This window comes from [Mycobacterium] manitobense (assembly GCF_025821665.1).
GTDB classification, from domain to species: Bacteria; Actinomycetota; Actinomycetes; order Mycobacteriales; family Mycobacteriaceae; genus Mycobacterium; species Mycobacterium arseniciresistens.
Map to the genome: position 1 here is coordinate 78,822 of NZ_JACKSJ010000145.1, position 26,603 is coordinate 105,424.

The window sequence follows — 26,603 nt, forward strand, 5'->3', positions numbered from 1 at the left end:
CGAAATGACAAGCCGTACATGACTTTGCCGCTCCTGGGTCCGATGACGCTCTCGGACTTCAAACATCCGTGGTTCTTCGCGTTCCTGCTGGTGGTGCTCGGGCTCGTCGCGCTCTACATCATCGTGCAGGCGGCGCGGCAGAAGCGGATCCTGCGCTTCGCCAACATGGAGCTGCTGGAGAGCGTGGCGCCCACGCGACCCAGCCGGATGCGGCACCTGCCCGCGATCCTGCTGATCCTGTCGCTGACGCTGCTGACCGTCGCGATGGCCGGTCCCACCCAGGACGTCCGGATTCCGCGCAACCGCGCGGTGGTGATGCTGGTGATCGACGTCTCGCAGTCGATGCGCGCCACCGACGTGGCGCCCAGCCGGCTCGCGGCCGCGCAGGAGGCGTCCAAGCAGTTCGCCGACGAGCTCACCCCCGGGATCAACCTCGGCCTCATCGCCTACGCGGGCACCGCGACGGTGCTGGTCTCGCCGACCACCAACCGCGACGCCACCAAGAACGCCATCGACAAGCTGCAGCTCGCCGACCGCACGGCGACCGGTGAGGGCATCTTCACCGCGCTGCAGGCGATCGCCACCGTCGGCGCGGTGATCGGCGGTGGTGACGAAGCGCCCCCGGCCCGCGTCGTGCTGTTCTCCGACGGCAAGGAGACCGTGCCGTCGAATCCCGACAATCCCAAGGGCGCCTTCACAGCGGCGCGCACCGCCAAGGACCAGGGCGTCCCGATCTCGACGATCTCCTTCGGCACCCCCTACGGCTACGTCGAGATCAACGAGCAGCGCCAGCCGGTCCCGGTCGACGACGAGATGCTCGAGCGGATCGCCGACCTGTCCGGCGGGGAGGCCTACACCGCCTCGACGCTCGAACAGCTGCGCGAGGTCTACAGCAACCTGCAGCAGCAGATCGGCTACGAGACGATCAAGGGCGACGCGAGTGTCGGCTGGCTGCGGCTGGGCGCGCTGCTGCTGGCCGTGGCGGCACTGGCGGCGCTGCTGATCAACCGCCGACTGCCGAACTAGGCGCCGCGGTGCGTCCGTGTGACGCCTTCGGGCGATTTCTGGCTGGTGGCGGCGAGGCGTTAAGTTGGCCGTCATGACTGTGACCGACAATCCCGCGCAGGCCGGCGCCGAGGCCGCCGGGGGCCGCCCGTCCTTCGTCTCGCGTTCGGTGCTGGTCACCGGCGGTAACCGCGGCATCGGACTGGCCATCGCGCAACGGCTGGCCGCCGACGGCCACAAGGTGGCCGTGACCCACCGCGGCTCCGGCGCCCCCGAGGGCCTGTTCGGCGTCGTCTGTGACGTCACCGACAACGAGGCCGTCGATCGCGCGTTCAAAGAGGTCGAGGAACACCAGGGCCCGGTCGAGGTGCTGGTCTCCAACGCCGGCATCTCCCAGGACGCGTTCCTGATGCGGATGACCGAGGAGCGCTTCGAGAACGTCATCAACGCGAACCTCACCGGGGCGTTCCGGGTGGCTCAGCGCGCCTCGCGCAGCATGCAGCGCAAACGCTTCGGCCGGATCATCTTCATCGGTTCGGTGTCGGGCATGTGGGGGATCGGCAACCAGGCCAACTACGCGGCGGCCAAGGCGGGCCTGATCGGGATGGCACGCTCGATCTCCCGGGAACTGTCCAAGGCAGGCGTCACCGCGAACGTGGTCGCACCCGGCTACATCGACACCGAGATGACCCGCGCGCTGGACGAGCGGATCCAGGAGGGGGCGCTGCAGTTCATCCCGGCGAAGCGGGTCGGCACCGCCGAGGACGTCGCCGGCGCGGTCAGCTTCCTGGCGTCCGAGGACGCGGGCTACATCGCCGGTGCGGTGATCCCGGTCGACGGCGGAATGGGCATGGGCCACTGAGCCACCCGCTCCCGCCCACCACGAACTTTGAAGAAGGAGTCAGCACAATGACAGGTCTGCTCGAAGGCAAGCGCATCCTCGTCACGGGGATCATCACCGACTCATCCATCGCGTTCCACATCGCCAAGGTGGCGCAGGAGGCCGGCGCGGAGGTCGTCTGCACCGGCTTCAACCGCCTGCGGCTGATCGAGCGCATCCTCGACCGGCTGCCGGCCAAGCCGCCGCTGCTCGAGCTCGACGTGCAGGACGAGAAGCACCTCGACACGCTCGCCGACCGGATCACCGAGGTCATCGGCGCCGGCAACAAGCTCGACGGCGTGGTGCACTCGATCGGCTTCATGCCTCAGACCGGCATGGGCGTCAACCCGTTCTTCGACGCGCCCTACGAGGACGTCGCCAAGGGCATCCACATCTCGGCCTACTCCTACGCCTCGCTCGCCAAAGCGGTGCTGCCGGTGATGAATTCCGGCGGCGGGATCGTAGGCATGGACTTCGACCCGACCCGCGCGATGCCCGCCTACAACTGGATGACGGTCGCCAAGAGCGCGCTGGAATCGGTGAACCGGTTCGTCGCGCGTGAGGCGGGCCCGTTCGGGGTTCGGTCGAATCTCGTTGCCGCCGGTCCGATCCGGACGCTGGCCATGAGCGCCATCGTCGGTGGCGCCCTCGGTGACGAAGCCGGCGCCCAGATGCAGCTGCTCGAGGAGGGCTGGGATCAGCGGGCGCCGCTGGGCTGGAACATGAAAGACCCGACGCCCGTGGCGAAGACGGTCTGCGCACTGCTGTCGGACTGGCTGCCCGCCACCACCGGCACCATCGTCTACGCCGACGGTGGCGCCAGCACCCAGCTGCTGTAGCCGGGGTGACACAGCTCGTGGATTTCGACGCCGTCCTACTGCTGTCCTTCGGCGGACCGGAGGGCCCCGAGCAGGTCCGGCCCTTCCTGGAGAACGTCACCCGGGGCCGTGGCATCCCGCCCGAGCGCCTCGACGCCGTCGCCGAGCACTACCAGCACTTCGGCGGCGTGTCGCCGATCAACGGCATCAACCGCCGGCTGATCGAGGTGTTGCGCACCGAGCTGGCCGAGCGCGGCAACCCGCTGCCGGTCTACTTCGGTAACCGCAACTGGGAGCCCTACGTCGAGGACACCGTGACGGCCATGCGGGACAACGGAGTTCGCCGCGCCGCGGTGTTCACTACCTCCGCGTGGGGCGGGTACTCGAGCTGCACCCAGTACATCGAGGACGTCGCCCGCGGCCGCGCGGCCGCCGGTGAAAGGGCTCCCGAGCTGGTCAAGCTGCGGCACTACTTCGACCACCCGCTGTTCGTCGAGATGTTCGCCGACGCGATCGCGGCCGCGGCCGCCACGCTGGCACCCGACCTGCGTGACGACGCGCGACTGGTGTTCACCGCGCACTCCATCCCGGTCGCCGCCGACGAGCGGCACGGCCCGAATCTGTACAGCAGGCAGGTCGCCTACGCGGCGCGGCTGGTGGCCGCCGCCGCGGGCTACGGCGACGGCGCGGGCTACGACCTGGTCTGGCAGTCGCGATCCGGCCCGCCGCAGATCCCTTGGCTCGAGCCCGATGTCGGCGACCACCTGGCGACGCTGGTCGAGGCGGGCACCAGGGCCGTCATCGTCTGCCCGATCGGCTTCGTCGCCGACCACATCGAGGTGGTGTGGGATCTCGACAACGAGCTGCGCGAACAAGCCGACGAGGCGGGCGTCGTGCTGGCGCGCACGACGACACCCAACGCCGACCGCCGATTCGCCCGGCTGGCCGCCGATCTCATCGACGAACTGCGCACCGGCGCAGATCCCGCCCGGCAGTCGGGACCGGATCCCGCGCCGGGCTGTGGTCACAGCGTCAACGGTGAGGTCTGCCCGGTGTCGCCGCGGTGTCTGGCGACGATCGTCACCACGCCGAGTAGAGGATCGCGCTGAGCGCGGCGACGCGCGCCCGCCGGACCACCTGACCCAACGGCCGCAGCGCATCGCTGGCGATCTGCACCTCCGAGGACGTCTGCAGCCCGATCGGCATCAGGCCGGAGCTGACGGTGATGATCGCGTCGACGTGCGCGGCGTTCTCCAGCACCCGAAGTGCCCGCGGCGGTGCATGGTCGGGCGCCCGGTGCACCCGCGAGGACTCCAGCACGTCCTCGACCAGTCCACGGGGGTCGTCGATGTCGGCCCCGGCCGCGCCCGCGCGCAGCGCACCCAGGGCGTCGGCCGCCGAACGCACGGCAGAACGCAACGCGTACTCGGCCTCGCCGAGCTCGACGTACTCGGAGCCGGGCGCGCCGGGCACCGAGTACACCGTCCAGGCCAGCGCGGTCGGTTCGGGATCGAAGTCCGAATCGTCGAAGCCCTCGTCGTATTCGAATTCCGGCACCAGCCCCACCACCGCGGAGGGGTCGCGGGAATCGGTGACCAGCACCGCCTCGCCGGAGGTGACGGCGTCACGCTGGAACTGCGTGCCCGCGGGCAGGCCGCGCACGTCGCCGGGCACCGGCAGCGCGATGCCGAGCGCCGGGCCGGTGCGCGCCGGGCCTGCGGCGGTGCGCAGCGTCTGCAGCAGCGAGACCGCACCCGAATCGTTGAGGTCCGGCCACGGCAGGCCGGTGGCGCCGGCTGCGACCGAATCGTAGGCGGTCACCGAATGTCTTGGCGCCCACAGGGATAGCGAGTCGAGGACATCGTCGGGCGCGGCGGCACCTGAGAGCCAGGCGTTGGCCCACGCCGCGAGCGTTGCACTGGGACACCACATGATGCTCGCAGTGTAATTGTTCAGCGCTGTGCGGGTCGGTTACGCGATAGGGTGACCGCGTGCCCCTTCCATTGATCTGGGTGATCCTGGCCCTGGTACTGGCCGGGGCCGAGGCGCTGACCGGCGACCTGTTCCTGCTGATGCTCGCGGGCGGGGCGCTCGCCGCCGCCGGCTCGAGCTGGCTGCTGGACTGGCCGATCTGGGCCGACGGCGCGGTGTTCCTGGTGGTGTCGGTGCTGCTCCTGGCGTCGGTCCGGCCGGCGCTGCGCCGCCGCTTGTCCGCAGGCAAGGGACTGCCCGAACCCGCGAAGGCGCTCGAGGGCAAGCAGGCGCTGGTGCTCGACCGGGTGGCACGCCACGAAGGTCAGGTGAAACTCGAGGGCGAGGTCTGGACGGCGCGCCCGCTGAACGACAACGATGTGTACGAGCCGGGCGACAACGTCACCGTCATGCACATCGACGGCGCCACCGCCGTCGTCTGGAAGAACCCCTAAGCAGGAGGGACTCGTCATGGATGGTGCCGTAGCCGGCCTCGTCTTTCTGATCGTGCTGGTCGTGTTCGCGGCGATCGTCGTCGCCAAGTCGGTGGCGCTGATCCCGCAGGCCGAGGCGGCGGTGATCGAACGCCTCGGCCGCTACAGCAAGACCGTGTCCGGTCAGCTCACGCTGCTCATCCCGTTCATCGACAAGATCCGCGCCCGGGTGGACCTGCGCGAGCGCGTGGTGTCCTTCCCGCCGCAGCCGGTCATCACCGAGGACAACCTGACGGTCAACATCGACACCGTCGTGTACTTCCAGGTGACCAATCCACAGGCCGCGGTCTACCAGATCAGCAACTACATCGTCGGCGTCGAGCAGCTGACCACCACGACGCTGCGCAACGTGGTCGGCGGAATGACGCTCGAGCAGACGCTCACCTCACGCGACAAGATCAACGGACAGCTGCGCGGAGTGCTGGACGAGGCGACCGGCCGCTGGGGCCTGCGCGTGGCCCGGGTCGAGCTGCGATCCATCGACCCGCCGCCGTCCATCCAGGACTCGATGGAGAAGCAGATGCGCGCCGACCGGGAGAAGCGCGCGATGATCCTGACCGCCGAGGGCAGCCGCGCGGCGGCGATCATGCAGGCCGAGGGCCAGAAGCAGGCGCAGATCCTCGCCGCCGAGGGAGCCAAGCAGGCCGCCGTGCTCGCGGCCGAGGCCGACCGGCAGTCGCGGATGCTGCGCGCCCAGGGCGAGCGGGCGGCCCAGTACCTGGTGGCCCAGGGCCAGGCGAAGGCGATCGAGAAGACGTTCGCCGCCATCAAGGCCGGCAGGCCCACCCCGGAGATGCTGGCCTACCAGTACCTGCAGACGCTGCCGCAGATGGCCAAGGGCGAGGCGAACAAGGTGTGGCTGGTGCCCAGCGATTTCGGCTCGGCGCTGCAGGGCTTCACCAAGATGCTCGGCGCGCCGGGGGAGGACGGCGTCTTCCGCTACCAGCCGTCGCCGGTGGAGGAGAACCTGCCCAAACCCGAGGACGACACCGACGAGGTCGCGGAGTGGTTCACCACCCAGACCGACCCCGAGATCGTGCGGGCCGTGGCGAAGGCCGAGGCCGAGGCCCGCACGCCGGTGCAGTCCGCAATTCCGTCGGCGCCGCCGGAGCCCGAGCCGATGCAGTACCCGCCGCTGTCACAGCAGCAGCAGGACTCGCTGCCGCCGACGTTCGGACGGCACGCAGGCAGCCCGGAGTGATCGCCGACACGCTCACCGCGCCACGCGCGTACGTGGCTCTCGCCGCGTTCCAGGCCGGCGACGCGGTGGCGTGTGGCATCCCGTTGCCGCAGATCGCGAAGGCGCTCGACAGCTACGGCGTACCGGACCGGATCCGGTGGGTGTTGCCGACGGCCAAGGCGGCCTCGGCGGTCGGGCTGCTCTCGGCGCCCCGCTACCCGCGGCTGGCCCGGCTGACCAGCGCGATGCTGGCGGTGTACTTCGTCCTCGCGGTCGGGGCGCACCTGCGGATCCGGGACAAGGCGGTCAACACGCTGCCCGCGGCCACGTTCCTGCTGCTGCACACCGTGATGGCCGTCCGCGGTCCGCGACGGGTCGACGACCGCCGCTGAGCGTCAGCGTGCGGTGGGGGTCACTTCGACGCTCGGCTCGTCCTCGTCCTCGTCCTCGTCCTCGGCCACGTCCTCGGCCACGTCGTCGGCGACGGGTGAGCGGTGCTGGCGCACCTCGTAGAGCAGCCCCACCATCCCGACGGCCGCCGTCACCACCGACACCACCACCAGCAGCGGATCGACGCGCCCGGTGAGCGCGTCGCCGAGGATCACCACCGCGGCCGTACCGGGCAGCAGCCCGGCCAGCGTCGCCCACGTGTAGGGCCACACCCGGACCGTCGACGCGCCCGCGGCGTAGTTGAGCACCGAGAACGGCACCGCCGGGATCATCCGCATCGACATCACCACCGGCCAGCCGCGCTGCCGCAGCCGGGTGTCCAGGGCGTCCACCCGCGGATGCGGGAACAACCGGTTGAGCTGCAGCCCCGCCGCGCGCACCAGCAGCAGCGCGATCACCGCGCTGACGGTGCTGGCCACCACGGCCAGCGTGACGCCGAGCGCCGGACCGAACAGCAGTCCCGCGGCGAGCGTGAACGCCGTGCGGGGAAACGGCAGGATCGTGAGCACGATGTGGGCGGTCAGGAACGCCAGCGGGAACCACGGCCCGACCGAGGTGGCCCAGTCCCGCAGTTGCACCGCGGTCGGCATCGGGACGACGAGCGCGGCTGCGACGAGAATCACACTTCCCAGCACGACGGCCAGGAAGCGGCGCGGGGGCACCTGCGCGGCCGTCGCGATCAGCGCGGCGCGCAGTCGGCGCACGGTGCTGACGACGGGGTTCACGGTTTTCCAGACTACGGGCCGGCACCGACGCCCGGCGCCCGGCGCGCCTGCCGAACCGGCCGACCGGGGCGCATCACCGTGACGGCGATCATTTAGCCTGATGGACGGGTGGAAGCTCACACGCTGCGACAACAGGAGATGCCGGTGTCCGTGCAGGGGTCGAGTGCGGTCGAAGCCGACCGCGAGCAGTGGCGCAGCGCGGTCGCCGGGGTGCTTGCCAAGAGCACCCGGCGCGATCCCGCGGACCTGCCCGTCGAACCGGAACGGCTGCTCGATTCGCCCACCTACGAGGACTTCGTCATCCGCGCGCTCTACACCGGCGACGATGCACTGCCCGAGCATCCGCTTCCCGGCCGGTGGCCGTACGTCCGTGGCGCCGACGCGCGGCGCGACGTCAAGGCCGGCTGGCGCGTCGCCGAGGCGTTCCCCGCCGCGCCTGCCGCGGTCGGCGAGGTGAACGGGTCGGTGCTGGTGGCCCTCACCGAAGGGGTCAGCGCGCTGGCGCTTCGGATCGGCGACCCCGACGGGATCGCCGCCGCGGAACTGGACCGGCTGCTCGACGGCGTCTTCCTCGACCTGGTGCCGGTGATTCTCGACGCCGGTGCCGAGTTCACCGCGGCCGCCGCGGCCATCGTGCCGCTGCTCGGTAGCCTCGACGCCGACCAGCGGAGCCGGCTGTCGGTCGATCTCGGGGCCGACCCACTGACGGCGGCGCTGAGCGGGCGGCCCTCGCCCGAGGTGGGCGACGTGCTCACCACGGCGGCGGGCCTGACGGAGTTCGACGGCGGCGTGCGCGCGATCACCGTCGACGGTCCCGCCCTGCACAACCTCGGCGCCAACGTGTCGTGGGAGCTGGCGGGCGCGGTGGCCGCCGGCGTCGACTATCTGCGGCTCCTCGGCGATGCGGGTGTCGCGGCGCCGGACGCCGTGGCGCAGATCAGCTTCCGCTACGCCGCCGACGACGACCAGTTCATGACGATCGCCAAGCTGCGCGCCGCCCGCCGGCTGTGGGCCCGGGTCGCGGAGGTGGTGGGTGCGCCCGACGCCGGCGACGCGACCGTGCACGTGGTCACCTCGCTGCCGATGATGACCCGCCGCGACCCCTGGGTGAACATGTTGCGCACCACACTGGCGGCGTTCTCGGCCGGGGTGGGCGGCGCCGACACGGTGCTCGTGCAGCCCTTCGACGTCGCGATCCCCGAAGGCTTCCCCGGGACGTCGCGCAGCTTCGCCCGCAGGATCGCCCGCAACACCCAGCTGCTGCTGCTCGAGGAGTCGCATCTGGGCCGCGTGCTCGACCCCGCAGGCGGATCGTGGTTCGTCGAGGACCTCACCGAGCAGCTGGCCGAACAGGCGTGGCGGCACTTCCAGGAAATCGAGGCGAGCGGCGGGTTCGCGGCCGCCCGCGACGTCGTCACCGCCGGCATCGCTGAGGTGGCGGCCCGCCGCCAGGACGACATCGCGCACCGGCGCACGGCGGTCACCGGCGTCAACGAGTATCCGAACCTCGCGGAACCGTCACTGCCGCAGGGCGATTCGTTCACCGCCGTGGCTCCCTACGCCGCCGGGTTCGAGAAGCTGCGCGACCGTTCCGACGCGTTCCTCGATCGCACCGGTGCGCGGCCGAGGGTGCTGCTGCTGCCGATCGGTCCGCTGGCCGAACACAACATCCGCGCGACGTTCGCGGTGAACCTGCTGGCCTCCGGCGGCATCGAGGCCGTCAATCCCGGTCCGCTGGACGCCGCCGGGGTGGCCCACGCCGTCGCCGATGCGGGTGCGCCGGACATCGCGGTGATCTGTGGCACCGACAGCCGCTACGCCGCAGAGGCGGCGGGCGTGGTGAGCGCTGCCCGCGAGGCCGGGATATCCCGGGTGTACCTGGCCGGGCCGGAGAAGGCCGTCGCGGAGGCGGACCCGAAACCCGACGACTTCCTCACCGCGAAAATCGATGCGGTCGGCGCACTGTCGGACCTGCTCGGCAGATTGGGGGCCTGAACATGACTGCGACCACGAACGTCGGCAAGGGTATCGGCAGCTTCGCGGACGTGCCGTTGCGCGGTGAGCGCAGCGGCGAGGAGCCCACCGCCGCGGCGGTCGAGGAGCACGTCGGCGCGGCCGCCGCCGCGCACGGCTACACCCCGGAGCAACTCGACTGGCTGACACCGGAGGGCATCGAGGTCAAGCCGGTCTACATCGCGGCCGACCGCGACGAGGCCGTCGCCGCGGGATATCCGCTCGACTCGTTCCCCGGCGCCGCCCCGTTCGTCCGCGGCCCGTACCCGACGATGTACGTCAACCAGCCGTGGACCATCCGTCAGTACGCCGGCTTCTCCACCGCCGCGGAGTCCAACGCGTTCTACCGGCGCAACCTCGCCGCAGGCCAGAAGGGCCTGTCGGTGGCCTTCGACCTGGCCACCCACCGCGGGTACGACTCCGACCATCCGCGCGTGCAGGGTGACGTCGGAATGGCCGGTGTCGCCATCGATTCCATCCTCGACATGCGCCAGCTGTTCGACGGCATCGACCTGTCACAGGTCTCGGTGTCGATGACGATGAACGGCGCGGTGCTGCCGATCCTGGCGTTGTACGTCGCCGCCGCGGAGGAGCAGGGGGTACCGCCGGAGAAGCTGGCGGGGACCATCCAGAACGACATCCTCAAAGAGTTCATGGTCCGCAACACCTACATCTATCCGCCCAAGGCGTCGATGCGGATCATCTCCGACATCTTCGGCTACACCAGCACCAAGATGCCGAAGTACAACTCGATCTCGATCTCCGGCTACCACATCCAGGAGGCCGGGGCCACAGCCGATCTCGAGCTCGCCTACACGCTCGCCGACGGGGTGGAGTACATCAAGGCCGGGCTCGACGCCGGGCTGTCGATCGACAAGTTCGCGCCCCGGCTGTCCTTCTTCTGGGGCATCGGCATGAACTTCTTCATGGAGGTCGCCAAGCTGCGGGCCGGCCGGCTGCTGTGGAGCGAGCTGGTCTCACAGTTCGAGCCGCGCAACGAGAAGTCGCTCTCGCTGCGCACGCATTCGCAGACCTCCGGCTGGTCGCTGACCGCGCAGGACGCGTTCAACAACGTCGCCCGCACCTGCATCGAGGCGATGGCCGCGACGCAGGGCCACACCCAGTCGTTGCACACCAACGCGCTCGACGAGGCGCTGGCGCTGCCCACCGATTTCTCCGCGCGCATCGCCCGCAACACCCAGCTGGTGCTGCAGCAGGAGTCCGGCACCACCCGCCCGATCGACCCGTGGGGCGGCTCGTACTACGTCGAGTGGCTGACCCACCAGCTCGCCGAGAAGGCCCGCGCCCACATCCGTGAGGTGGCCGAGCACGGAGGCATGGCTCAGGCCATCGACGACGGCATCCCAAAGCTGCGCATCGAGGAGGCGGCCGCCCGCACGCAGGCCCGCATCGACTCCGGGGCGCAACCGGTGATCGGGGTGAACAAGTACCAGGTCGAAGAGGACCACGAGATCGAGGTGCTCAAGGTCGAGAACAGCCGGGTGCGCGCCGAGCAGCTGGCCAAACTCGAACAGCTGCGGGCCGATCGGGATCCGGCGGCGGTCGAGGCCGCGCTCGCCGACCTGACCCGCGCTGCGGGTGAACATGGGCCCGCAGGGGAGGACGGCCTGGGCAACAACCTGCTGGCGCTGGCGATCAACGCCGCGCGCGCCAAGGCCACCGTCGGCGAGATCTCCGACGCGCTGGAGAAGGTGTACGGCCGCCACCAGGCCGAGATCCGGACGATCTCCGGGGTCTACCGTGACGAGGTCTCGGGAGGAGGCGGAAACATCAGCCCTTATTCCTCTGCCACCGAGTTGGTGGAGAAATTCGCCGACGCCGACGGCCGCCGGCCGCGCATCCTGGTGGCCAAGATGGGCCAGGACGGTCACGACCGGGGGCAGAAGGTCATCGCCACGGCGTTCGCCGACATCGGTTTCGACGTCGACGTCGGCTCGCTGTTCTCCACCCCGGACGAGGTGGCCCGCCAGGCCGCCGACAACGACGTGCACGTCGTCGGGGTGTCCTCGCTGGCCGCCGGGCACCTCACCCTGGTGCCCGCGCTGCGGGACGCGCTGGCCGAGGTGGGCCGTCCGGACATCATGGTCGTCGTGGGTGGCGTCATCCCACCCGGCGACTTCGACGAGCTCTACGCGGCGGGCGCGACCGCGATCTTCCCGCCCGGCACCGTCATCGCCGACGCGGCCATCGGCCTGCTGCAGAAGCTGGCCGAGCGGCTGGGCTACGAACTCGGCTAGGGCCCGACCACCATCGGCTCGATGAGCACCAGTCCCGAGGACCTCGCCAACGCCGTCCGCAGCGGCGACCGGTCAGCGCTCGCGCGGGCCATCACACTCGTCGAGTCGACGCGCGCCGACCACCGCCGACGGGCGCAGGAACTGCTGCTGGAGCTGATGGCAGAAGCGGGCAATGCACTGCACGTCGGGATCACCGGCGTGCCGGGGGTGGGGAAGTCGACGACCATCGAGGCGCTCGGCATGCACCTGATCGAACAGGGACACCGCGTCGCGGTGCTGGCCGTCGACCCGTCGTCCACCCGTACCGGCGGCTCGATCCTCGGCGACAAGACCCGGATGGCGAAGCTGGCCGTGCATCCCGAGGCGTACATCAGGCCGTCGCCGACCTCGGGCACCCTCGGCGGGGTCGCCAAGGCGACGCGCGAGACGATCGTGCTGCTCGAGGCGGCCGGCTTCGACGTCATCCTGGTGGAGACCGTCGGGGTGGGCCAGTCGGAGGTGACGGTGGCCAACATGGTCGACACCTTCGTTTTCCTGACCCTGGCCCGCACCGGCGATCAGCTCCAGGGCATCAAGAAGGGCGTGCTCGAACTCGCCGACGTCGTGGTGGTGAACAAGGCCGACGGTGACCACGCCGTCGAGGCCAAGGCCGCCGCACGTGAGCTCGCCGGTGCGATCCGGCTGATCTATCCGCGCGAAACGCTATGGCGGCCACCGGTTCTCACGATGAGCGCACTGACGGGCGCCGGGCTGACCGAGCTGTGGGACACCGTGCTCGAACACCGCCGGGTGCTCACCGAGGCCGGCGAGTTCGACGCGAAACGCCGCACCCAGCAGGTCGAGTGGACCTGGGCCATGGTGCGCGACACCGTGCTCGACCGCGTGCTGTCGCACCCCGACGTGAAGGCGGGCCGCAGGGAGATCGAGCGCCGGGTGCGCGACGGCGAGCTCACCCCCGCGCTGGCGGCACAGGAGATCCTCGACGCCGCCGGGTGGTGACGGCGAAGAATTCGCTGGTTAACGACTCGGTAACGCCTGGTTTATTTGCCGGGGGTGCGAGTAAATTCAATTCTGTGACGGACGTACCCAAACGGGATCGCAACGCAGCGCTCCCGCACGGCGTTCAGGGCGCGGCGGACCGGAATTTCGCCTGCACCCTGCGCGGTTTCTCCCAGCTGTTCCCCGGCAGGCGGTTCGGCGGCGGGGCGCTGTCGATCTACCTGCACGGCGAGCCGGTGGTCGACGTGTGGACCGGGTACTCCGACCGCCGCGGCACCCAGTACTGGACGGCCGACACCGGCGCCATGGTGTTCTCCGCGACCAAGGGCATGGCCTCGACGGTGATCCACCGCCTCGTCGACCGCGGCCTGATCGACTACGACATGCCCGTCGCCGAGTACTGGCCCGACTTCGGCGCCAACGGCAAGTCGCACATCACCGTGCGGGACGTGATGCGCCACCGGGCCGGGTTGTCACAACTCAACGGCGTCGGCAGGGTCGACCTGCTCGACCATCTCGCAATGGAGCAACGGCTGGCCGACGCCCCGGTCAACCGGCTGCTCTACGGACACTCGGCCTACCACGCGCTCACCTACGGGTGGCTGATGTCGGGCCTGGCCCGCGCGGTCACCGGCCAGGGGATGGGCGACCTCATCCGCACGGAGCTGGCGGAGCCGCTCGGCACCGACGGCCTGCACCTGGGCCGCCCTCCCGCGGGCTCGGCCACCCGCGTCGCGCAGATCCTGGTGCCGCAGAACCGGATCGCCAACCCGGTGTTCAACTTCGTCGCGCCCAAGGTGGCCAAGCTGCAGTTCTCCGGCGGCTTCGGGTCGCTGTACTTCCCCGGCATGAAAGCCGTCGTGCAGGGAGACATCCCGTTCCTCGACGCGGAGATCCCCGCGGCCAACGGCGTCGCCACCGCCCGCGGGCTGGCCCGGATGTACGGCGCGATCGCCAACGGCGGGTCGATCGACGGCGCCCGCTTCCTGTCCACCGAGACCACGGCGGCCCTGACGGGCGAGCCGGATCTGCGTCCGGACCGCAACATCATGGTGCCGCTGGCGTTCCACCTGGGTTACCACTCGCTGCCGTTCGGGGTGATGCGCGGCTTCGGCCACGTCGGCCTCGGCGGATCACTGGGATGGGCGGACCCGGAGAGCGGTCTGGCGATCGGCTTCGTGCACAACCGCCTGCTGACACCGATGCTGCTGGACATGGGGTCGTTCGCCGGCCTCAACGTGCTGATCCGGCGTGACGCGGCGCGCGCAGGCCGGCGCGGCTACCAGCCGGTGCAGGACTTCGGTTCGTCGTTCGCCGTGGCCGAGACGGCGACCGGCTAGTAGCGGACGCCCAACCTCAGCGGTCGGCGGGGGTGAACCACTTGGTTCTGATGCGCCAGGAGTGCGCCGAGGCCAGCGCGAACCCGGCGCCGCATCCACAGGCGAAGATCCACACCAGCGTGCCGCCCTCGACGGCCTGCAGGCTGGGCACGAAGGCGGTGGTGATGCGGACGATGCAGGCGATGATCCCGCTGGCCGACGCCGCCAGGTAGACGTTGGCGATCCGGCGCGACCGCGGGTCCTTGCGCAGGATCAGCAGCGCCCGCGACCCGTACGCCAGCAGGTAGATCAGTGTCCCGCAGAGCAGCAGCCAGTACAGGCTGAGCCAGAAGTCGGTCGGCACGTCGAAGAAGTCGGGCCGGTAGATGGCCGCGCCGTTGCCGATGGAGAACGTGGCCAGCAGCAGCGGGATGCACAGCGTCGCGGGCCGCTCCACGTACTGCTTGAACGACACCTGCATCGCGTGATCGTCGGCGAGGCGGCCGAGCGCGTTGTAGACGATCGCCGAGGCGGCCACGATGTAGCAGTCGTGGCCGATGTAGTCCTCGAGGTTCCACTTGCCGGTCAGCGCGTAGAGCCAGTGGCCGACGGTCTCGGACGCGAACGGCGACATGAGGAACACCGCCATGCCCTGCAAAGCGATGTTGAGGGTGGCCGCGACCTCCCACCGGCAGCCCCAGGTGACACGGCGGATCCACAGGCTCCACGCGATACACAGGAGTGTGATCGCGATCAGCGTTGCGAGGGCCATGGAACCGCTTTCCGGGCTGGGGATCGTCCAGCAAATTGTACGGCTTAGAGCGGCGGTGCGTCCGGGCGCGGCGCCATTTCCGACAATTTGATCGGCCGGGCCTCGGTCCTGGTCGCCTCGGTTACCGCCGTCGTCACCGAGAACGGGGCGGACTCGATGTAGCTCCACACCTCTTGGCGGCTCATCAGCCCGAACCGGATCTGCAGGTCCGGATAGCTCAGGGCGAACCGGTCGGAGACTCTGCGCAGCTCCTCGGCGTCGGGGTAGTCCTGCTCCTTGATGCGGCGGTAGTACGTGCTGCTCGAGATGCCGAGCGCGTCGTAGATGTCCTTGGCCTCGACATCGCCGTCCAGCAGGTAGTCGAGCAACGCCTTCAGCTGTCTGCCGTTCTCGTCAGTCCTGGGCACGTGTCCACCTTAGCGGCAGTTCCCGACATTGGGCAGTGGCAACCAAGAATAAGACGACAATGCCTTTATTGACAGTGCCGTCACAGTTTTGGCACGGGTCTCCCAAATTTGGGACACGCGGCGTAGCGTGGTCCGCATGGTCGCCCCATATCTCGCCCATTCGGCCCTCAACTCGACGGATTCGGTCGATCCCGCGAACATCCGCCTACGGATCGCGGACCGCGATGCGCCCGGCAGTCCGCAGGCCACCACCCGCCTGGCGATGCCGCTCACCGACATGCTGACGATGGAACTCGACGGCGCCGCCGGCAGCCTCGGCCTGGCGGCCGACGAACTGCTGCTCGCCGCGCTCGGCCGGACCATCGCCCGCACCATCGGCCACGGCGTGGTCGCCGTCGACGTCGCCCGCAACGGCAGGGCCGTGCTGCAACCGGTCGACCTGACGTGCGCCACCGAACGTCAGGTGAGCGCCGACGACGCGGTCGGCGCGGTGCACCGCGCACTCGCGGCGATGCCGCACCGCACCATCCGGCACGGCATCCTGCACTACTTCGGGTCCGCCCATCCCGCGTCGGAGCTGTTCTTCAACGATCTCGGTGAGCGCGCCGAGGCTCCGGCGGGGCAGCCCGTCGCCGGGCATGCGCTGGAACTGCGGCTGTACCGCACGGCCGCCGGCATCCAGCTGGAGTGGTGGTACGACAGCAGCCGGTTCGACCGGGTGACGGTGCTCGAACTCACCGAGCAGTTCCCGTTCGCGCTCATCGAGCTGACCTCGGAAGCCACCGCCGCGGCCTGACGCTAGAATCGCCTCCATCGGCGCGGATCCGGACATCACCGGGGAGCCTCCGGAAGAACGGTCCCCGGCACGCGCCGGGTCCCAGTAGAACCGGACGGATGGGCCCGTCACAGCCCACAACGAGCGGCGCATCGCGAGGTGCGCAAGCGGGGTGGTACCGCGGCGTTCGCGCACCGGCGCGACGTCGTCCCCGTGCCTGAACGTGGCTTCCTCGGCGGAGGCCACCACGTGGCACAGGAGACTACGCAGTGACTGCCTATCCCAAGCCGGCCGGTGGCGCGCCGAACTTCCCGGCGCTGGAAGCCGACGTCCTGGACTACTGGGACCGTGACGACACCTTCCGGGCGAGCCTCGCCCAGCGCGACGGCGCCCCGGAGTACGTCTTCTACGACGGCCCGCCGTTCGCCAACGGGCTCCCGCACTACGGCCACCTGCTGACCGGATACGTCAAGGACATCGTGCCGCGCTACCGGACGATGCAGGGCTGCCAGGTCGAGCGCCGGTTCGGCTGGGACACCCACGGTCTGCCCGCCGAACTCGAGGTGCAGCGCCAACTCGGCATCACCGACAAGGCGCAGATCGAGGCGATGGGCATCGAGAAGTTCAACGACGCCTGCCGCGCGTCGGTGCTCAAGTACACCGACGAGTGGCGCGACTATGTCACCCGCCAGGCCCGCTGGGTGGACTTCGACAACGACTACAAGACCCTCGACATCGGCTTCATGGAGTCGGTCATCTGGGCGTTCAAGCAGCTGTGGGACAAGGGCCTGGCCTACGAGGGAAACCGCGTCCTGCCGTACTGCTGGAACGACGAGACCCCGCTGTCCAGCCACGAACTGCGGATGGACGACGACGTCTACCAGAGCAGGCAGGACCCGGCGCTGACGGTCGGATTCCGGCTCAACGGGGGCGACTTCGCCGACGCCCACCTGCTCGTCTGGACGACGACCCCGTGGACGCTGCCGTCCAACCAGGCCGTCGCGGTGAACCCCGACGTCACCTACGCCCACATCCGGGCCGCGGACGGCCGGCGATACGTCCTCGCCGAGGCCCGGCTGCCCGCCTACGCCCGCGAGTTCGGTGACGAGCCGGAGATCCTCGGCACCTGCGCCGGGCGCGAGCTCCTCGGCACCGGCTACCTGCCGCCGTTCCCGTACTTCGCCGACGCGCCGGGTTCCTTCGTGGTGCTGCCGGGCGACTTCGTCAGCACCGACGACGGCACCGGCATCGTCCACCTGGCCCCGGCCTACGGCGAGGACGACATGGCGACCTGCCGGGCGGCGGGAATCGACGCCGTCACCCCGGTCGACGCGAAGGGCCGTTTCGACGCCACGGTGCCCGACTACGCCGGTCAGCACGTCTTCGACGCCAACCCGCAGATCATCCGTGACCTGAAGAACGGCAGCGGTTCGGCGGGCGTCAACGGCGCCGTGCTGCTGCGGCACGAGACCTACGACCACTCCTATCCGCACTGCTGGCGCTGCCGCAATCCGCTGATCTACCGCGCCGTGTCGTCCTGGTTCATCAGGGTCAGCGCGTTCCGGGACCGGATGGTCGAACTCAACCAGGAGATCACCTGGTACCCGGAGCACGTGCGCGACGGCCAGTTCGGCAAGTGGCTGCAGGGCGCGCGGGACTGGTCGATCTCGCGGAACCGCTACTGGGGCACGCCGATCCCGGTGTGGACCTCCGACGATCCGGCCCACCCGCGGGTCGACGTGTACGGCAGCCTCGACGAACTCGAACGCGACTTCGGGGTGCGGCCGGACAATCTGCACCGGCCCTACATCGACGAACTGACCCGGCCCAATCCCGACGACCCCACCGGGCGCTCGACGATGCGGCGGATCGAGGACGTGCTCGACGTGTGGTTCGACTCCGGGTCGATGCCGTACGCGCAGGTGCACTATCCGTTCGAGAACCAGAAGTGGTTCGACGGCGTCAGCGGAGCCGACAGACACGGCGGCGCCGACGCGCACTTCCCGGGTGACTTCATCGTCGAGTACATCGGCCAGACCCGCGGCTGGTTCTACACACTGCACGTGCTGGCCACCGCGCTGTTCGACCGGCCGGCGTTCAAGACCTGTGTGGCCCACGGCATCGTGCTCGGCAACGACGGGCAGAAGATGAGCAAGTCGCTGCGCAACTACCCCGACGTCACCGAGGTGTTCGACCGCGACGGCTCCGACGCGATGAGGTGGTTCCTGATGGCGTCGCCGATCCTGCGGGGCGGCAACCTGGTCGTCACCGAGCAGGGCATCCGCGAAGGGGTCCGGCAGGTGCTGCTGCCGCTGTGGAACGCCTACACGTTCCTGGCGCTCTACGCCCCGGAGCGGGGCAGCTGGCGCACCGACTCGCCGCACGTGCTGGACCGCTACATCCTTGCCAAGCTGGCGCAGTTGCGCGACGACCTCACCGATTCGCTCGACACCTGCGACATCTCGGTGGCCTGCGACCAGCTGCGGCAGTTCACCGAGGCGCTGACGAACTGGTACGTGCGACGGTCGCGGTCGCGGTTCTGGGAAGAGGACGCCGACGCGATCGACACGCTGCACACCGTGCTGGAGGTGACCGGCCGGCTGGCCGCGCCGCTGCTGCCGCTGATCACCGAGGTGATCTGGCGCGGAGTGACCGCTGAACGGTCGGTGCACCTCACCGACTGGCCCTCGGCCGGTGACCTGCCGCGCGATCCCGACCTGGTGGCCGCGATGGACCAGGTCCGTGAGGTGTGCTCGGCCGCGTCGTCCCTGCGCAAGGCCAACAAGCTGCGGGTGCGGCTGCCGTTGCCGAATCTGACGGTCGCCGTTGACAATCCGGCGGCGCTGGCGCCGTTCACCGATCTGATCGCCGACGAACTGAACGTCAAGGCCGTGCAGTTGAGCGACGACATCGCCGCATACGGCCGGTTCGAGTTGACCGTCAACGCGCGCGTCGCCGGTCCCCGGCTCGGCAAGGACGTCCAGGCCGCGATCAAAGCGGTGAAAGCCGGTGCCGGAGTGGTGAACCCGGACGGCACGCTGACCGCCGGACCCGCCGTGCTGCAGCCAGGTGAGTTCAGCTCCCGCCTGGTGGCCGCCGACCCGGACTGGACGGCCGCACTCGCCGACGGCGCCGGGCTGGTGGTGCTCGACGGCGACGTCACCCCGGAGCTGGAGGCCGAGGGGTGGGCCAAGGACCGCATCCGCGAACTCCAGGAGCTGCGCAAGTCGACCGGGCTGGAGGTGTCCGACCGGATCTCGGTGGTGATGTCGGTGCCGGCCGGGCAGGCCGAGTGGGCGCAGGCGCACCGCGACCTGATCGCGCGGGAGATCCTGGCCACCCGGTTCGACTTCGGTGACGCCGCGGACGGCGCCGAGATCGGCGACGGGGTGCGGGTCGCGATCGCCAAGGCGTGATCGGCGGGCGGCCTGCGATTCAACCGCGCACGACGCGGGCGGACTCCGTGCCGATCGACACGGTGTCGCCGGGGCGCAACTGGCGGCCGCGGCGCACCTCGACGTCGCCGTTGACGCTGACCAGACCGTCGGCGATCGCGGCCTTGGCATCGGACCCGGAGTCGAGCAGCGAGGCCAGCTTCAGGAACTGGCCGAGCCGGATCGACTCGTCGACGATCGGCACCTCGTGCATGGACGTCAGGCTAGCGCCCTAGCATCGGCGGGTGTGGGCGCGCGGTGGGTGCTGCACCTGGACATGGACGCGTTCTTCGCGTCGGTCGAGCAGCTGACCAGGCCGACGCTGAAGGGCAGGCCCGTGCTCGTCGGCGGGCTCGGCGGGCGCGGCGTGGTGGCCGGCGCCAGCTACGAGGCCCGGGTGCACGGCGCGCGTTCGGCGATGCCGATGCACCAGGCGCGCCGTCTCGTCGGCGCACCTGCGGTCGTGCTGCCGCCGCGCGGGGTGGTCTACGGCGTCGCCAGCCGCCGGGTGTTCGACGTCGTCCGCGCGGTGGTGCCCGTGCTGGAGCAGCTTTCGTTCGACGAGGCCTTCGCCGAACCCGCCGAACTCGTCGGCGCCGCCACCGCGGAGGTGAACGCCTACTGCGAGGCGCTGCGGGCGCGGGTGCGCGAGGAGACCGGGCTGGTCGCCTCGGTGGGGGCCGGGTCGGGGAAGCAGGTCGCCAAGATCGCCTCCGACCTGGCCAAGCCCGACGGTGTGCGGGTGGTCGGACGGGACGAGGAGCGGGCGGTGCTCGACGGTCTGCCGGTGCGGCGGCTGTGGGGCATCGGGCCGGTTGCCGACGAGCGGCTGCACCGCCTGGGCATCGGCACCATCGGCCAGTTCGCGGCGCTGTCGGACGCCGAGGTGGCCAACGTGCTCGGCGGCACGGTGGGTCCGGCGCTGCACCGGCTGGCCCGTGGCATCGACGACCGGCCGGTCGCCGAGCGCGCCGAGGCCAAGCAGATCAGCGCCGAATCCACCTTCCCCGCCGACCTCACCACGCTGGACCAGCTGCGGGAGGCCGCCGGACCGATCGGCGAGCACGCCCACCGGCGGCTGGAGAAGGACGGCAGGGGAGCGCGCACGGTCACCGTGAAGCTGAAGAAGTCCGACATGAGCACGCTGACCCGCTCGGCCACCCTGCCCTACGCCACGGCCGATGCCGCGACACTGATCGCCATGGCCCGCCGGTTGCTGCTCGATCCGGTCGAGATCGGGCCCATCCGCCTTGTCGGCGTCGCCTTCTCGGGTCTGACCGAGGTGCGCCAGGAGTCGCTGTTCCCGGACCTCGACCTCGTTGCCGACGACAGCGGCGCACCGGTACCGGCCATTCCCGTGCCGCCGTCGGTGAGCGACGCCGCCTCCACCGCACCGGCCTGGCGGGTCGGCGACGACGTGGCGCACCCCGAACACGGGCACGGCTGGATCCAGGGCGCCGGGCACGGCGTCATGACGGTGCGCTTCGAGACCCGCGGCACCGGACCCGGCATCGCCCGCACCTTCCCCGAAGGGTCACCGGAGGTGGTGCGCGCCAACCCGATCGACAGCCTCGACTGGCCGGACTACGTCGAGGGGCTGGCGGCTCACCAGAACACGGTGTAGAGCGCCGACAGCACGAAACCGCGCTGTCCGTACGTCTGACACGTCACCGCGCCCTGGAAACCCATGGCACAACTGGCACCCATGTTTTCCAACCGGTGGCCCTCCGGCAGCACGTCGACATCGCGGGTGAACGTCGTCGCTGTGGACCTGCGATGCTGGCCGGGACCCCAGGGATTGACCACGGTCTGGTTCAGCCCTGCGGGGGCGTCGAGCGCCACCGCGTCGCACCCCACCGGCCCGCCGTTCGGACCGACGCCGCAGGACCGGCCGTCCGGGGTCTTGAAGTACACCCAGCCGTAGTCGTCCGTCGTGGTGTAGCGCCCCTCGGCGAGGGGATACGCGTCGACGGCGGCCACACCCGGTGGCGGCACGCCGGGCGGTGGTTGTGCCACAGCCACGGGCGCGCCCCAGACGCCGGCCACCGCGATCAGTGCCGACGCGGACAGGTATCGCGACCCCATGTCGTCAGCTTGTCATCCCCAGCGGCCCAGGACGTCGGGAACCGGCGCTCCGGCCGCCAGTGCGGCCATCACCAGCACCCGTGCCTGCGACGGGCGCACCCGGGGGACCGGAACGGCGCCCGCGTCGATCAGCGCACGCCCGGGGCCGTAGCCGGGGCTGACCCGGCCGCCCGGCACCCGGGTGGACACCGCGACCGTCAGCCCCGAGCTGCACAGCCGCCGCACCTCGTCGACCACCGCCCGGCCGGCATTCCCGGCGCCGAGCGCCTCGAGCACGATCGCGTGCGCCCCGGCGTCCGCGCACGCCGCCATCGCCACGCCGTCACTGCCCGGGTACACCGCGACGATGTCGACCCGCGGGGCCGCGCCCGCCGACACCGGGCCCAGGTACGGCCTGGTCTTGTCGGCGGTGCGGACGAACGCACCGTCGTCCACCGCGCCCACCGCCCGCCCCGCGAAGCCCCGCAGGTCACCGGTCGCCACCTTCTGCAGGCCGAGCGGCTGCCACACCGCGCCCGCGAAGCTCAGGACCACGCCGGCGTCGCGGGCATCCGGGTGCGCCGCAACGGCCAGCGCGTCGCGCAGGTTGCCCGGGCCGTCGGCGTCGGGCGCGTCGGCACTGCGCTGCGCACCGGTCAGCACGACGGGAACCGTTCCGTCATAGGTGATCTCGAGCCACAGCGCCGTCTCCTCCATGGTGTCGGTGCCGTGCGTGACGACGACGCCGGAGGCGCCCGCGTCGACCGCGTCGCCGACGGCACTCCGGATGGTGTCCCAGTCGGGCGGGGTCAGCTCGGAGCTGTCCAGCGAGAGCGCGTCGACCCAGCGCACGCCGTCGACGGCCGCGGCCCCCAGACCGGTCAGCAGGTCGGCGCCGCCGCGGGTCGGCCGCCGGACACCGGCGTCGTCGACGCTGGTCGCGATGGTTCCACCGGTGGTGATGACGACGAGGCTCACGTGCGGAATTCTTCCCCATCGGCCGGTTTGGGATGATGGTCCGGTGACTGACGAAACACCGGGCCCCCTCGACCGGGCGACCGGCGCCGCAGCCGGCGGCGCCGCGGCGCCTGACGAGGCGCCGCCGAGGCGCCGGGTGCGGCTGCTGGTGAGCGTGGCCGCGGTGGTGCTGATCTGCGACATCGTCACCAAGGTGCTCGCCGTCAAGCTGCTGACACCGGGGCAGCCGGTGTCGATCATCGGTGACACCGTGACCTGGACGCTGGTTCGCAACTCCGGCGCGGCGTTCTCGATGGCCACCGGCTACACCTGGGCGCTCACCCTGGTCGCGACCGGCGTGGTGATCGGCATCATCTGGATGGGCAGGCGGCTGGTGTCGCCATGGTGGGCGCTGGGCCTCGGCATGATCCTGGGCGGCGCGACCGGCAACCTCGTCGACCGCTTCTTCCGCTCACCCGGCCCGCTGCGCGGCCACGTGGTGGACTTCTTCTCGGTGGGCTGGTTCCCCGTGTTCAACGTCGCCGACCCGTCGGTGGTCGGCGGCGCGATCCTGCTGGTGGCGCTGTCGCTGTTCGGCTTCGACTTCGACAGCCCGACGCGCCGCACACCCGAGTCGGCTGCCGCGACGCCGGCCGACCGTCCCGCCGACCCGCCCGCCGACAACGCGTAGTGGCCACCAGGTCGATGCCGGTCCCCGAGGGGCTGAGCGGTATGCGGGTCGACGCCGGTCTGTCACGGCTGCTGGGGCTGTCACGCACCGCCGCCGCGGCGCTCGCCGAGGACGGCGGAGTCGACCTCGACGGCGCCCCGGCCGGCAAGTCCGACCGGCTCACGGCGGGGGCGTGGCTGGAGGTGCGGCTGCCCGAGGCGCCGGCGCCGGTGGAGAACACTCCGGTCGACATCGAGGGCATGGACATCCTGTACTCCGACGACGACATCGTGGCGGTCGACAAGCCGCCGGGAGTGGCCGCGCACGCCACCGTCGGCTGGCACGGGCCCACGGTGCTGGGCGGGCTGGCCGCCGCGGGATTCCGGATCAGCACCTCGGGCATCCACGAACGCCAGGGCATCGTGCACCGGCTCGACGTCGGCACCTCCGGTGTGATGGTCGTCGCGCTGTCCGAACGCGCGTACACCCTGCTCAAGCGGGCGTTCAAGGAGCGCACGGTGCACAAGCGCTACCACGCGCTGGTGCAGGGTCACCCGGATCCGAGCAGCGGAACCATCGATGCGCCCATCGGCAGGCACCGCGGGCACGACTGGAAGTTCGCGGTCACCGAGGGCGGCCGGCACAGCGTCACGCACTACGACACCGTCGAGGCGTTCCAGGCCGCCAGCCTGCTCGACATCGAGCTCGAGACGGGGCGCACCCACCAGATCCGCGTGCACTTCGCCGCGCTGCACCACCCGTGCTGCGGTGACCTGACCTACGGCGCCGACCCCACCCTCGCCCGCAGGCTCGGCCTGGAACGACAGTGGCTGCATGCGCGGTCGCTGGCGTTCGCGCATCCCGCGGACGGCAGGCGCGTCGAGATCACCAGCCCCTATCCCGCGGACCTGCGGCACGCCCTCGAGGTGCTGCGCGACCACGCGCTGTGACCGGCGAGGCCCGCGCGGGGCGCGCCGGCACGCTGTTCGGCGTCGGCGCCTTCACCTGGTGGGGCCTGTGCCCCGGATATTTCCCGCTGCTGCTGCCCGCCGGGTCGGTGGAGGTGCTCGCCCACCGGATCGTGTGGAGCGCGGTGTGCATGGCGCTGGTGCTGCTGGTGGTCCGTCGCTTCGGCGACCTGCGCAGGCTCGGTGGGCGCGCCTGGCTGCTGCTGACGGCCGCCTCGGTGCTGATCGCCCTCAACTGGGGGGTCTACATCTACGCCGCGACCAACGGTCACGTCGTGGACGCCGCGCTCGGCTACTTCATCAACCCGTTGGTGACTGTCGCCCTCGGCGTGCTGGTGTTCCGGGAGCGCATCGGCAGGTGGCAACTCGTCGCGCTGGCGCTCGCCGTGGTGGCGGTGGTGGTGCTCACGGTGGGCGTGGGCACCCCGCCCTACATCGCCGGTGTCCTCGCGGTGTCGTTCGCGCTGTACGCTGTGGTGAAGAAGGTCGTGGTGGCCGACCCACGCGTCAGCGTGGCCGTCGAGAACTTCATCTCGCTGCCCGTGGCGGGTGGCTATCTCATCGTGCTCGCGGTGCTGGGGCAGGGACACTTCCCGCACGAGGGGACCGCGCACTCCGTGCTGATGGTGCTGTCGGGTCCCATCACCGCCGTCCCGCTGCTGCTGTTCGCCGCGGCCGCGCAACGGTTGCCGCTCGTGACGATCGGCCTGCTGTTCTACCTGAACCCGGGCTTGCAGATGGTGTGGGGCGTGCTGATCGGCCACGAACCGATGCCGGTCGCCCGGTGGGTCGGCTTCGCGCTGATCTGGACGGCGCTCGCAGTGATGACGTTGGACGCACTGCGCAGTAAACCGGCCACGGGGGATCCGGTGCCTGTCGATCCGGCGGCGTCCGGATCGTCATCACGGTGACACCGCAAGACCACGGTGCGCACCGCGACCCAGGAGGAGCCATGCAGTACTGCCTGATCACCCACTACCAGGAGGCGTCGGAGGCCGGCGTGCCCGAGGAGGCGCTGGCCGAGGGCCGGGCCGCCTTCGCCCGCTACGCCGACGACCTCGACGCCGCGGGCGTGCTCGTCGGCACGCAGGTGCTGCAATCCGCCGCGGCCACCACCACCGTGACCGCGAGGACCGGCACCGTCGACATCCAGGACGGTCCGTTCGCCGACACCCGGGAGCGGCTGGGCGGCATCTTCGTGATCGACGTGCCGGACCTCGACGCGGCGATCGGGTGGGCGCAGCGCAATCCGGCGGCGCACTTCGGTTCGGTCGAGATCCGTCCGGTGGCCGTCACCTATGCCCGTGGCCGCGGCTGGTACACCCCTGAGTGAGAGCCAGCCCGCCGTACGGCTCGCCCAGCTCACCCGCGAGTCGTACGGCAGGCTGCTCGCTGTGCTGGCCGCGCCGGGCCGCGACATCGCCGCCGCGGAGGACGCGCTGGCCGACGCCCTCGAACGCGCCCTGCGGCGCTGGCCCGACGACGGTGTGCCGGCCAATCCGGAGGGCTGGGTGCTCACCGTCGCGCGAAACCGGCTGCGCGACACCTGGAAGTCCGCGGCCCACCGGAACACCCGGCCGCTCACCGGGGCCGAGGAGCCGGTGGCGGACGCCGGCGAGCCGGTCACGATCCCGGACCGCCGCCTCGAGCTGATGCTGGTGTGCGCGCATCCCGCGATCGCAGCCGACGTCCGCACGCCGCTGATGCTGCAGACGGTGCTCGGCGTCCGGGCCGCCGACATCGCCGCGGCGTTCGCCATCGAGCCGGCGACGATGGCGCAACGGTTGGTGCGGGCGAAGAAGCGCATCCGGGATGCCGGGATCCCGTTCGCCATACCGGATCCCGCAGAGCTGGCGGTCCGCCTGCCCGCTGTGCTCGAGGCGGTCTACGGGGCATACGCCATCGACTGGCCGGCCATCGACTGGCCGGCCGGCGCCGTTTCGCAGACGCTGTCCGCCGAGGCGCTGCACCTGGCCGACGTGCTGGCCGAACTGATGCCCGACGAGCCGGAGGTGCTCGGCCTGGCAGCCCTGATCTGCCTCGGCGAGGCACGCCGCCCGGCCAGGCGTGGCCGGGACGGGTCGTTCATCCCGCTCGATGAGCAGGACACCGCACTGTGGGACGCCCGGCTCATCGCGCGCGGCGAGGAGATGCTGCGGCGTGCGCACACGCGGGGCAGGCCGGGCCGGTTCCAGTACGAGGCGGCGATCCAGTCGGCGCACTGCGCGGGCAGGCATGGGCCGGTGGACCTCGAGGCGCTGCGGCGGTTGCACAGGGCGCTCATGCGCGTGGCGCCGTCGCTCGGCGCGGCGGTGGCGACCGCGGCCGTCGAGGCGCGGATCGATGGGCCCGCGGCGGGTCTGCGGGTGCTCGACGCGATCACCGAACCGGCGGTCGTCCGATTCCAGCCGGCGTGGGCGACCCGCGGCCATCTGCTCGCCGCG

General features: G+C 70.9%; 26 protein-coding genes. 19 read left to right on the forward strand and 7 right to left on the reverse strand.

Annotated elements, in window-relative coordinates:
• The first annotated feature begins 18 nt into the window (after window positions 1-18).
• The 4 genes from H7I41_RS17440 (at window position 19) to H7I41_RS17455 (ending at window position 3,812) form a co-directional block, all read left to right on the forward strand.
• Window positions 19-1,026, forward strand: a complete 1,008-nt coding sequence (locus H7I41_RS17440) for a VWA domain-containing protein (protein WP_264013857.1) — start codon at window positions 19-21, stop codon at window positions 1,024-1,026.
• A 73-nt stretch (window positions 1,027-1,099) separates the two neighbouring features.
• Window positions 1,100-1,867, forward strand: coding sequence for a 3-oxoacyl-ACP reductase FabG1 (gene fabG1 / locus H7I41_RS17445; RefSeq protein WP_264013858.1), 768 nt, complete (start codon window positions 1,100-1,102; stop codon window positions 1,865-1,867).
• 47 nt (window positions 1,868-1,914) lie between these two features.
• On the forward strand, window positions 1,915-2,724 hold the full coding sequence (inhA, locus tag H7I41_RS17450; RefSeq protein ID WP_264013859.1) for an NADH-dependent enoyl-ACP reductase InhA: 810 nt from the start codon (window positions 1,915-1,917) through the stop codon (window positions 2,722-2,724).
• Window positions 2,725-2,741: 17 nt separating this feature from the next.
• Entirely contained in the window at window positions 2,742-3,812 is a 1,071-nt protein-coding gene (locus H7I41_RS17455) for a ferrochelatase (protein ID WP_264013886.1), read from the forward strand.
• Here H7I41_RS17455 and H7I41_RS17460 read toward each other — a convergent pair.
• Window positions 3,784-4,635 (reverse strand): Rv1486c family protein, encoded by an 852-nt coding sequence (locus H7I41_RS17460; RefSeq protein WP_264013860.1) that lies wholly within the window; start codon window positions 4,633-4,635, stop codon window positions 3,784-3,786. The genes H7I41_RS17455 and H7I41_RS17460 overlap by 29 nt on opposite strands.
• Before the next feature lie 59 nt (window positions 4,636-4,694).
• On the opposite strand from H7I41_RS17460, the gene H7I41_RS17465 reads away from it, so the two are divergent.
• Genes H7I41_RS17465 through H7I41_RS17475 form a run of 3 tightly spaced genes read left to right on the forward strand, consistent with a single transcriptional unit; the run spans window position 4,695 to window position 6,740 of the window.
• A complete protein-coding gene (locus tag H7I41_RS17465; protein WP_264013861.1) occupies window positions 4,695-5,129 on the forward strand; it encodes an NfeD family protein in 435 nt (144 codons plus the stop codon).
• 16 nt (window positions 5,130-5,145) lie between these two features.
• Window positions 5,146-6,369 carry an SPFH domain-containing protein gene (locus tag H7I41_RS17470; protein WP_264013862.1) on the forward strand — a complete coding sequence of 408 codons (1,224 nt, stop codon included), beginning with the start codon at window positions 5,146-5,148 and terminating at the stop codon, window positions 6,367-6,369.
• Complete coding sequence (locus H7I41_RS17475; RefSeq protein WP_264013887.1) at window positions 6,369-6,740, forward strand: DoxX family protein; 372 nt, start codon at window positions 6,369-6,371, stop codon at window positions 6,738-6,740. Before H7I41_RS17470 ends, H7I41_RS17475 begins: the two co-directional genes overlap by 1 nt.
• A 3-nt stretch (window positions 6,741-6,743) precedes the next feature.
• On the opposite strand, the gene H7I41_RS17480 is transcribed toward H7I41_RS17475, so the two are convergent.
• Window positions 6,744-7,523, reverse strand: a complete 780-nt coding sequence (locus H7I41_RS17480; RefSeq protein ID WP_264013863.1) for a TVP38/TMEM64 family protein — start codon at window positions 7,521-7,523, stop codon at window positions 6,744-6,746.
• A 138-nt stretch (window positions 7,524-7,661) separates the two neighbouring features.
• On the opposite strand from H7I41_RS17480, the gene mutA reads away from it, so the two are divergent.
• From mutA to lipL, 4 genes are all read left to right on the forward strand, one after another.
• Window positions 7,662-9,518, forward strand: a complete 1,857-nt coding sequence (mutA, locus tag H7I41_RS17485; RefSeq protein WP_264013888.1) for a methylmalonyl-CoA mutase small subunit — start codon at window positions 7,662-7,664, stop codon at window positions 9,516-9,518.
• A gap of 2 nt (window positions 9,519-9,520) precedes the next feature.
• Complete coding sequence (scpA, locus tag H7I41_RS17490; protein ID WP_264013864.1) at window positions 9,521-11,794, forward strand: methylmalonyl-CoA mutase; 2,274 nt, start codon at window positions 9,521-9,523, stop codon at window positions 11,792-11,794.
• Between the two features lie 21 nt (window positions 11,795-11,815).
• Window positions 11,816-12,793 carry a methylmalonyl Co-A mutase-associated GTPase MeaB gene (meaB, locus tag H7I41_RS17495; RefSeq protein WP_264013865.1) on the forward strand — a complete coding sequence of 326 codons (978 nt, stop codon included), beginning with the start codon at window positions 11,816-11,818 and terminating at the stop codon, window positions 12,791-12,793.
• Window positions 12,794-12,867: 74 nt separating this feature from the next.
• Window positions 12,868-14,133, forward strand: coding sequence for an esterase/beta-lactamase LipL (gene lipL / locus H7I41_RS17500; RefSeq protein WP_264013866.1), 1,266 nt, complete (start codon window positions 12,868-12,870; stop codon window positions 14,131-14,133).
• Between the two features lie 16 nt (window positions 14,134-14,149).
• Here lipL and H7I41_RS17505 read toward each other — a convergent pair whose 3' ends face one another.
• Together H7I41_RS17505 and H7I41_RS17510 are read right to left on the reverse strand one after the other, a co-directional pair.
• The gene (locus H7I41_RS17505) at window positions 14,150-14,884 is read right to left on the reverse strand and encodes a hypothetical protein (protein WP_264013867.1); all 735 of its coding nucleotides are present in this window, start codon (window positions 14,882-14,884) and stop codon (window positions 14,150-14,152) included.
• A gap of 44 nt (window positions 14,885-14,928) precedes the next feature.
• On the reverse strand, window positions 14,929-15,291 hold the full coding sequence (locus H7I41_RS17510) for an XRE family transcriptional regulator (RefSeq protein ID WP_264013868.1): 363 nt from the start codon (window positions 15,289-15,291) through the stop codon (window positions 14,929-14,931).
• A gap of 136 nt (window positions 15,292-15,427) precedes the next feature.
• Between H7I41_RS17510 and H7I41_RS17515 the strand changes: the two genes are divergently transcribed.
• Entirely contained in the window at window positions 15,428-16,087 is a 660-nt protein-coding gene (locus tag H7I41_RS17515; protein ID WP_264013869.1) for a hypothetical protein, read from the forward strand.
• A gap of 248 nt (window positions 16,088-16,335) precedes the next feature.
• A complete protein-coding gene (gene ileS / locus H7I41_RS17520) occupies window positions 16,336-19,482 on the forward strand; it encodes an isoleucine--tRNA ligase (RefSeq protein WP_264013870.1) in 3,147 nt (1,048 codons plus the stop codon).
• Window positions 19,483-19,501: 19 nt separating this feature from the next.
• Here the strand turns inward: ileS and H7I41_RS17525 are convergent, their stop codons facing one another.
• Window positions 19,502-19,714 (reverse strand): RNA-binding S4 domain-containing protein, encoded by a 213-nt coding sequence (locus H7I41_RS17525; protein WP_264013871.1) that lies wholly within the window; start codon window positions 19,712-19,714, stop codon window positions 19,502-19,504.
• Between the two features lie 33 nt (window positions 19,715-19,747).
• Between H7I41_RS17525 and H7I41_RS17530 the strand changes: the two genes are divergently transcribed.
• Window positions 19,748-21,124, forward strand: coding sequence for a DNA polymerase IV (locus H7I41_RS17530; protein ID WP_264013872.1), 1,377 nt, complete (start codon window positions 19,748-19,750; stop codon window positions 21,122-21,124).
• Here the strand turns inward: H7I41_RS17530 and H7I41_RS17535 are convergent.
• Both H7I41_RS17535 and H7I41_RS17540 read right to left on the reverse strand, forming a co-directional pair.
• The gene (locus tag H7I41_RS17535; RefSeq protein ID WP_264013873.1) at window positions 21,106-21,585 is read right to left on the reverse strand and encodes a hypothetical protein; all 480 of its coding nucleotides are present in this window, start codon (window positions 21,583-21,585) and stop codon (window positions 21,106-21,108) included. The genes H7I41_RS17530 and H7I41_RS17535 overlap by 19 nt on opposite strands.
• Before the next feature lie 12 nt (window positions 21,586-21,597).
• Entirely contained in the window at window positions 21,598-22,542 is a 945-nt protein-coding gene (locus H7I41_RS17540; protein ID WP_264013874.1) for an asparaginase, read from the reverse strand.
• A 43-nt stretch (window positions 22,543-22,585) separates the two neighbouring features.
• On the opposite strand from H7I41_RS17540, the gene lspA reads away from it, so the two are divergent.
• The 5 genes from lspA to H7I41_RS17565 all read left to right on the forward strand — a co-directional run.
• Window positions 22,586-23,212, forward strand: a complete 627-nt coding sequence (lspA, locus tag H7I41_RS17545) for a signal peptidase II (RefSeq protein WP_264013875.1) — start codon at window positions 22,586-22,588, stop codon at window positions 23,210-23,212.
• Entirely contained in the window at window positions 23,212-24,141 is a 930-nt protein-coding gene (locus tag H7I41_RS17550; protein WP_264013876.1) for an RluA family pseudouridine synthase, read from the forward strand. Before lspA ends, H7I41_RS17550 begins: the two co-directional genes overlap by 1 nt.
• Window positions 24,138-25,070 carry an EamA family transporter RarD gene (rarD, locus tag H7I41_RS17555; RefSeq protein WP_264013877.1) on the forward strand — a complete coding sequence of 311 codons (933 nt, stop codon included), beginning with the start codon at window positions 24,138-24,140 and terminating at the stop codon, window positions 25,068-25,070. Before H7I41_RS17550 ends, rarD begins: the two co-directional genes overlap by 4 nt.
• Before the next feature lie 41 nt (window positions 25,071-25,111).
• Window positions 25,112-25,492, forward strand: coding sequence for a YciI family protein (locus tag H7I41_RS17560; protein WP_264013889.1), 381 nt, complete (start codon window positions 25,112-25,114; stop codon window positions 25,490-25,492).
• Window positions 25,464-26,603 (forward strand): RNA polymerase sigma factor (locus tag H7I41_RS17565; protein ID WP_264013878.1); only part of this gene is annotated, 1,140 nt, incomplete at its 3' end. The genes H7I41_RS17560 and H7I41_RS17565, both read left to right, overlap by 29 nt.

Excerpts from the sequence above, each read along its gene's own strand:
- fabG1 (WP_264013858.1), top strand. The coding sequence starts at position 1,100 with ATGACTGTGACCGACAATCCCGCGCAGGCCGGCGCCGAGGCCGCCGGG.
- H7I41_RS17535 (WP_264013873.1), bottom strand. The coding sequence starts at position 21,585 with ATGGGGTCGCGATACCTGTCCGCGTCGGCACTGATCGCGGTGGCCGGC.
- H7I41_RS17525 (WP_264013871.1), bottom strand. The coding sequence starts at position 19,714 with ATGCACGAGGTGCCGATCGTCGACGAGTCGATCCGGCTCGGCCAGTTC.
- H7I41_RS17505 (WP_264013867.1), bottom strand. The coding sequence starts at position 14,884 with ATGGCCCTCGCAACGCTGATCGCGATCACACTCCTGTGTATCGCGTGG.
- inhA (WP_264013859.1), top strand. The coding sequence starts at position 1,915 with ATGACAGGTCTGCTCGAAGGCAAGCGCATCCTCGTCACGGGGATCATC.
- meaB (WP_264013865.1), top strand. The coding sequence starts at position 11,816 with ATGAGCACCAGTCCCGAGGACCTCGCCAACGCCGTCCGCAGCGGCGAC.
- scpA (WP_264013864.1), top strand. The coding sequence starts at position 9,521 with ATGACTGCGACCACGAACGTCGGCAAGGGTATCGGCAGCTTCGCGGAC.
- H7I41_RS17515 (WP_264013869.1), top strand. The coding sequence starts at position 15,428 with ATGGTCGCCCCATATCTCGCCCATTCGGCCCTCAACTCGACGGATTCG.
- H7I41_RS17440 (WP_264013857.1), top strand. The coding sequence starts at position 19 with ATGACTTTGCCGCTCCTGGGTCCGATGACGCTCTCGGACTTCAAACAT.
- H7I41_RS17560 (WP_264013889.1), top strand. The coding sequence starts at position 25,112 with ATGCAGTACTGCCTGATCACCCACTACCAGGAGGCGTCGGAGGCCGGC.
- H7I41_RS17470 (WP_264013862.1), top strand. The coding sequence starts at position 5,146 with ATGGATGGTGCCGTAGCCGGCCTCGTCTTTCTGATCGTGCTGGTCGTG.
- mutA (WP_264013888.1), top strand. The coding sequence starts at position 7,662 with ATGCCGGTGTCCGTGCAGGGGTCGAGTGCGGTCGAAGCCGACCGCGAG.
- H7I41_RS17460 (WP_264013860.1), bottom strand. The coding sequence starts at position 4,635 with ATGTGGTGTCCCAGTGCAACGCTCGCGGCGTGGGCCAACGCCTGGCTC.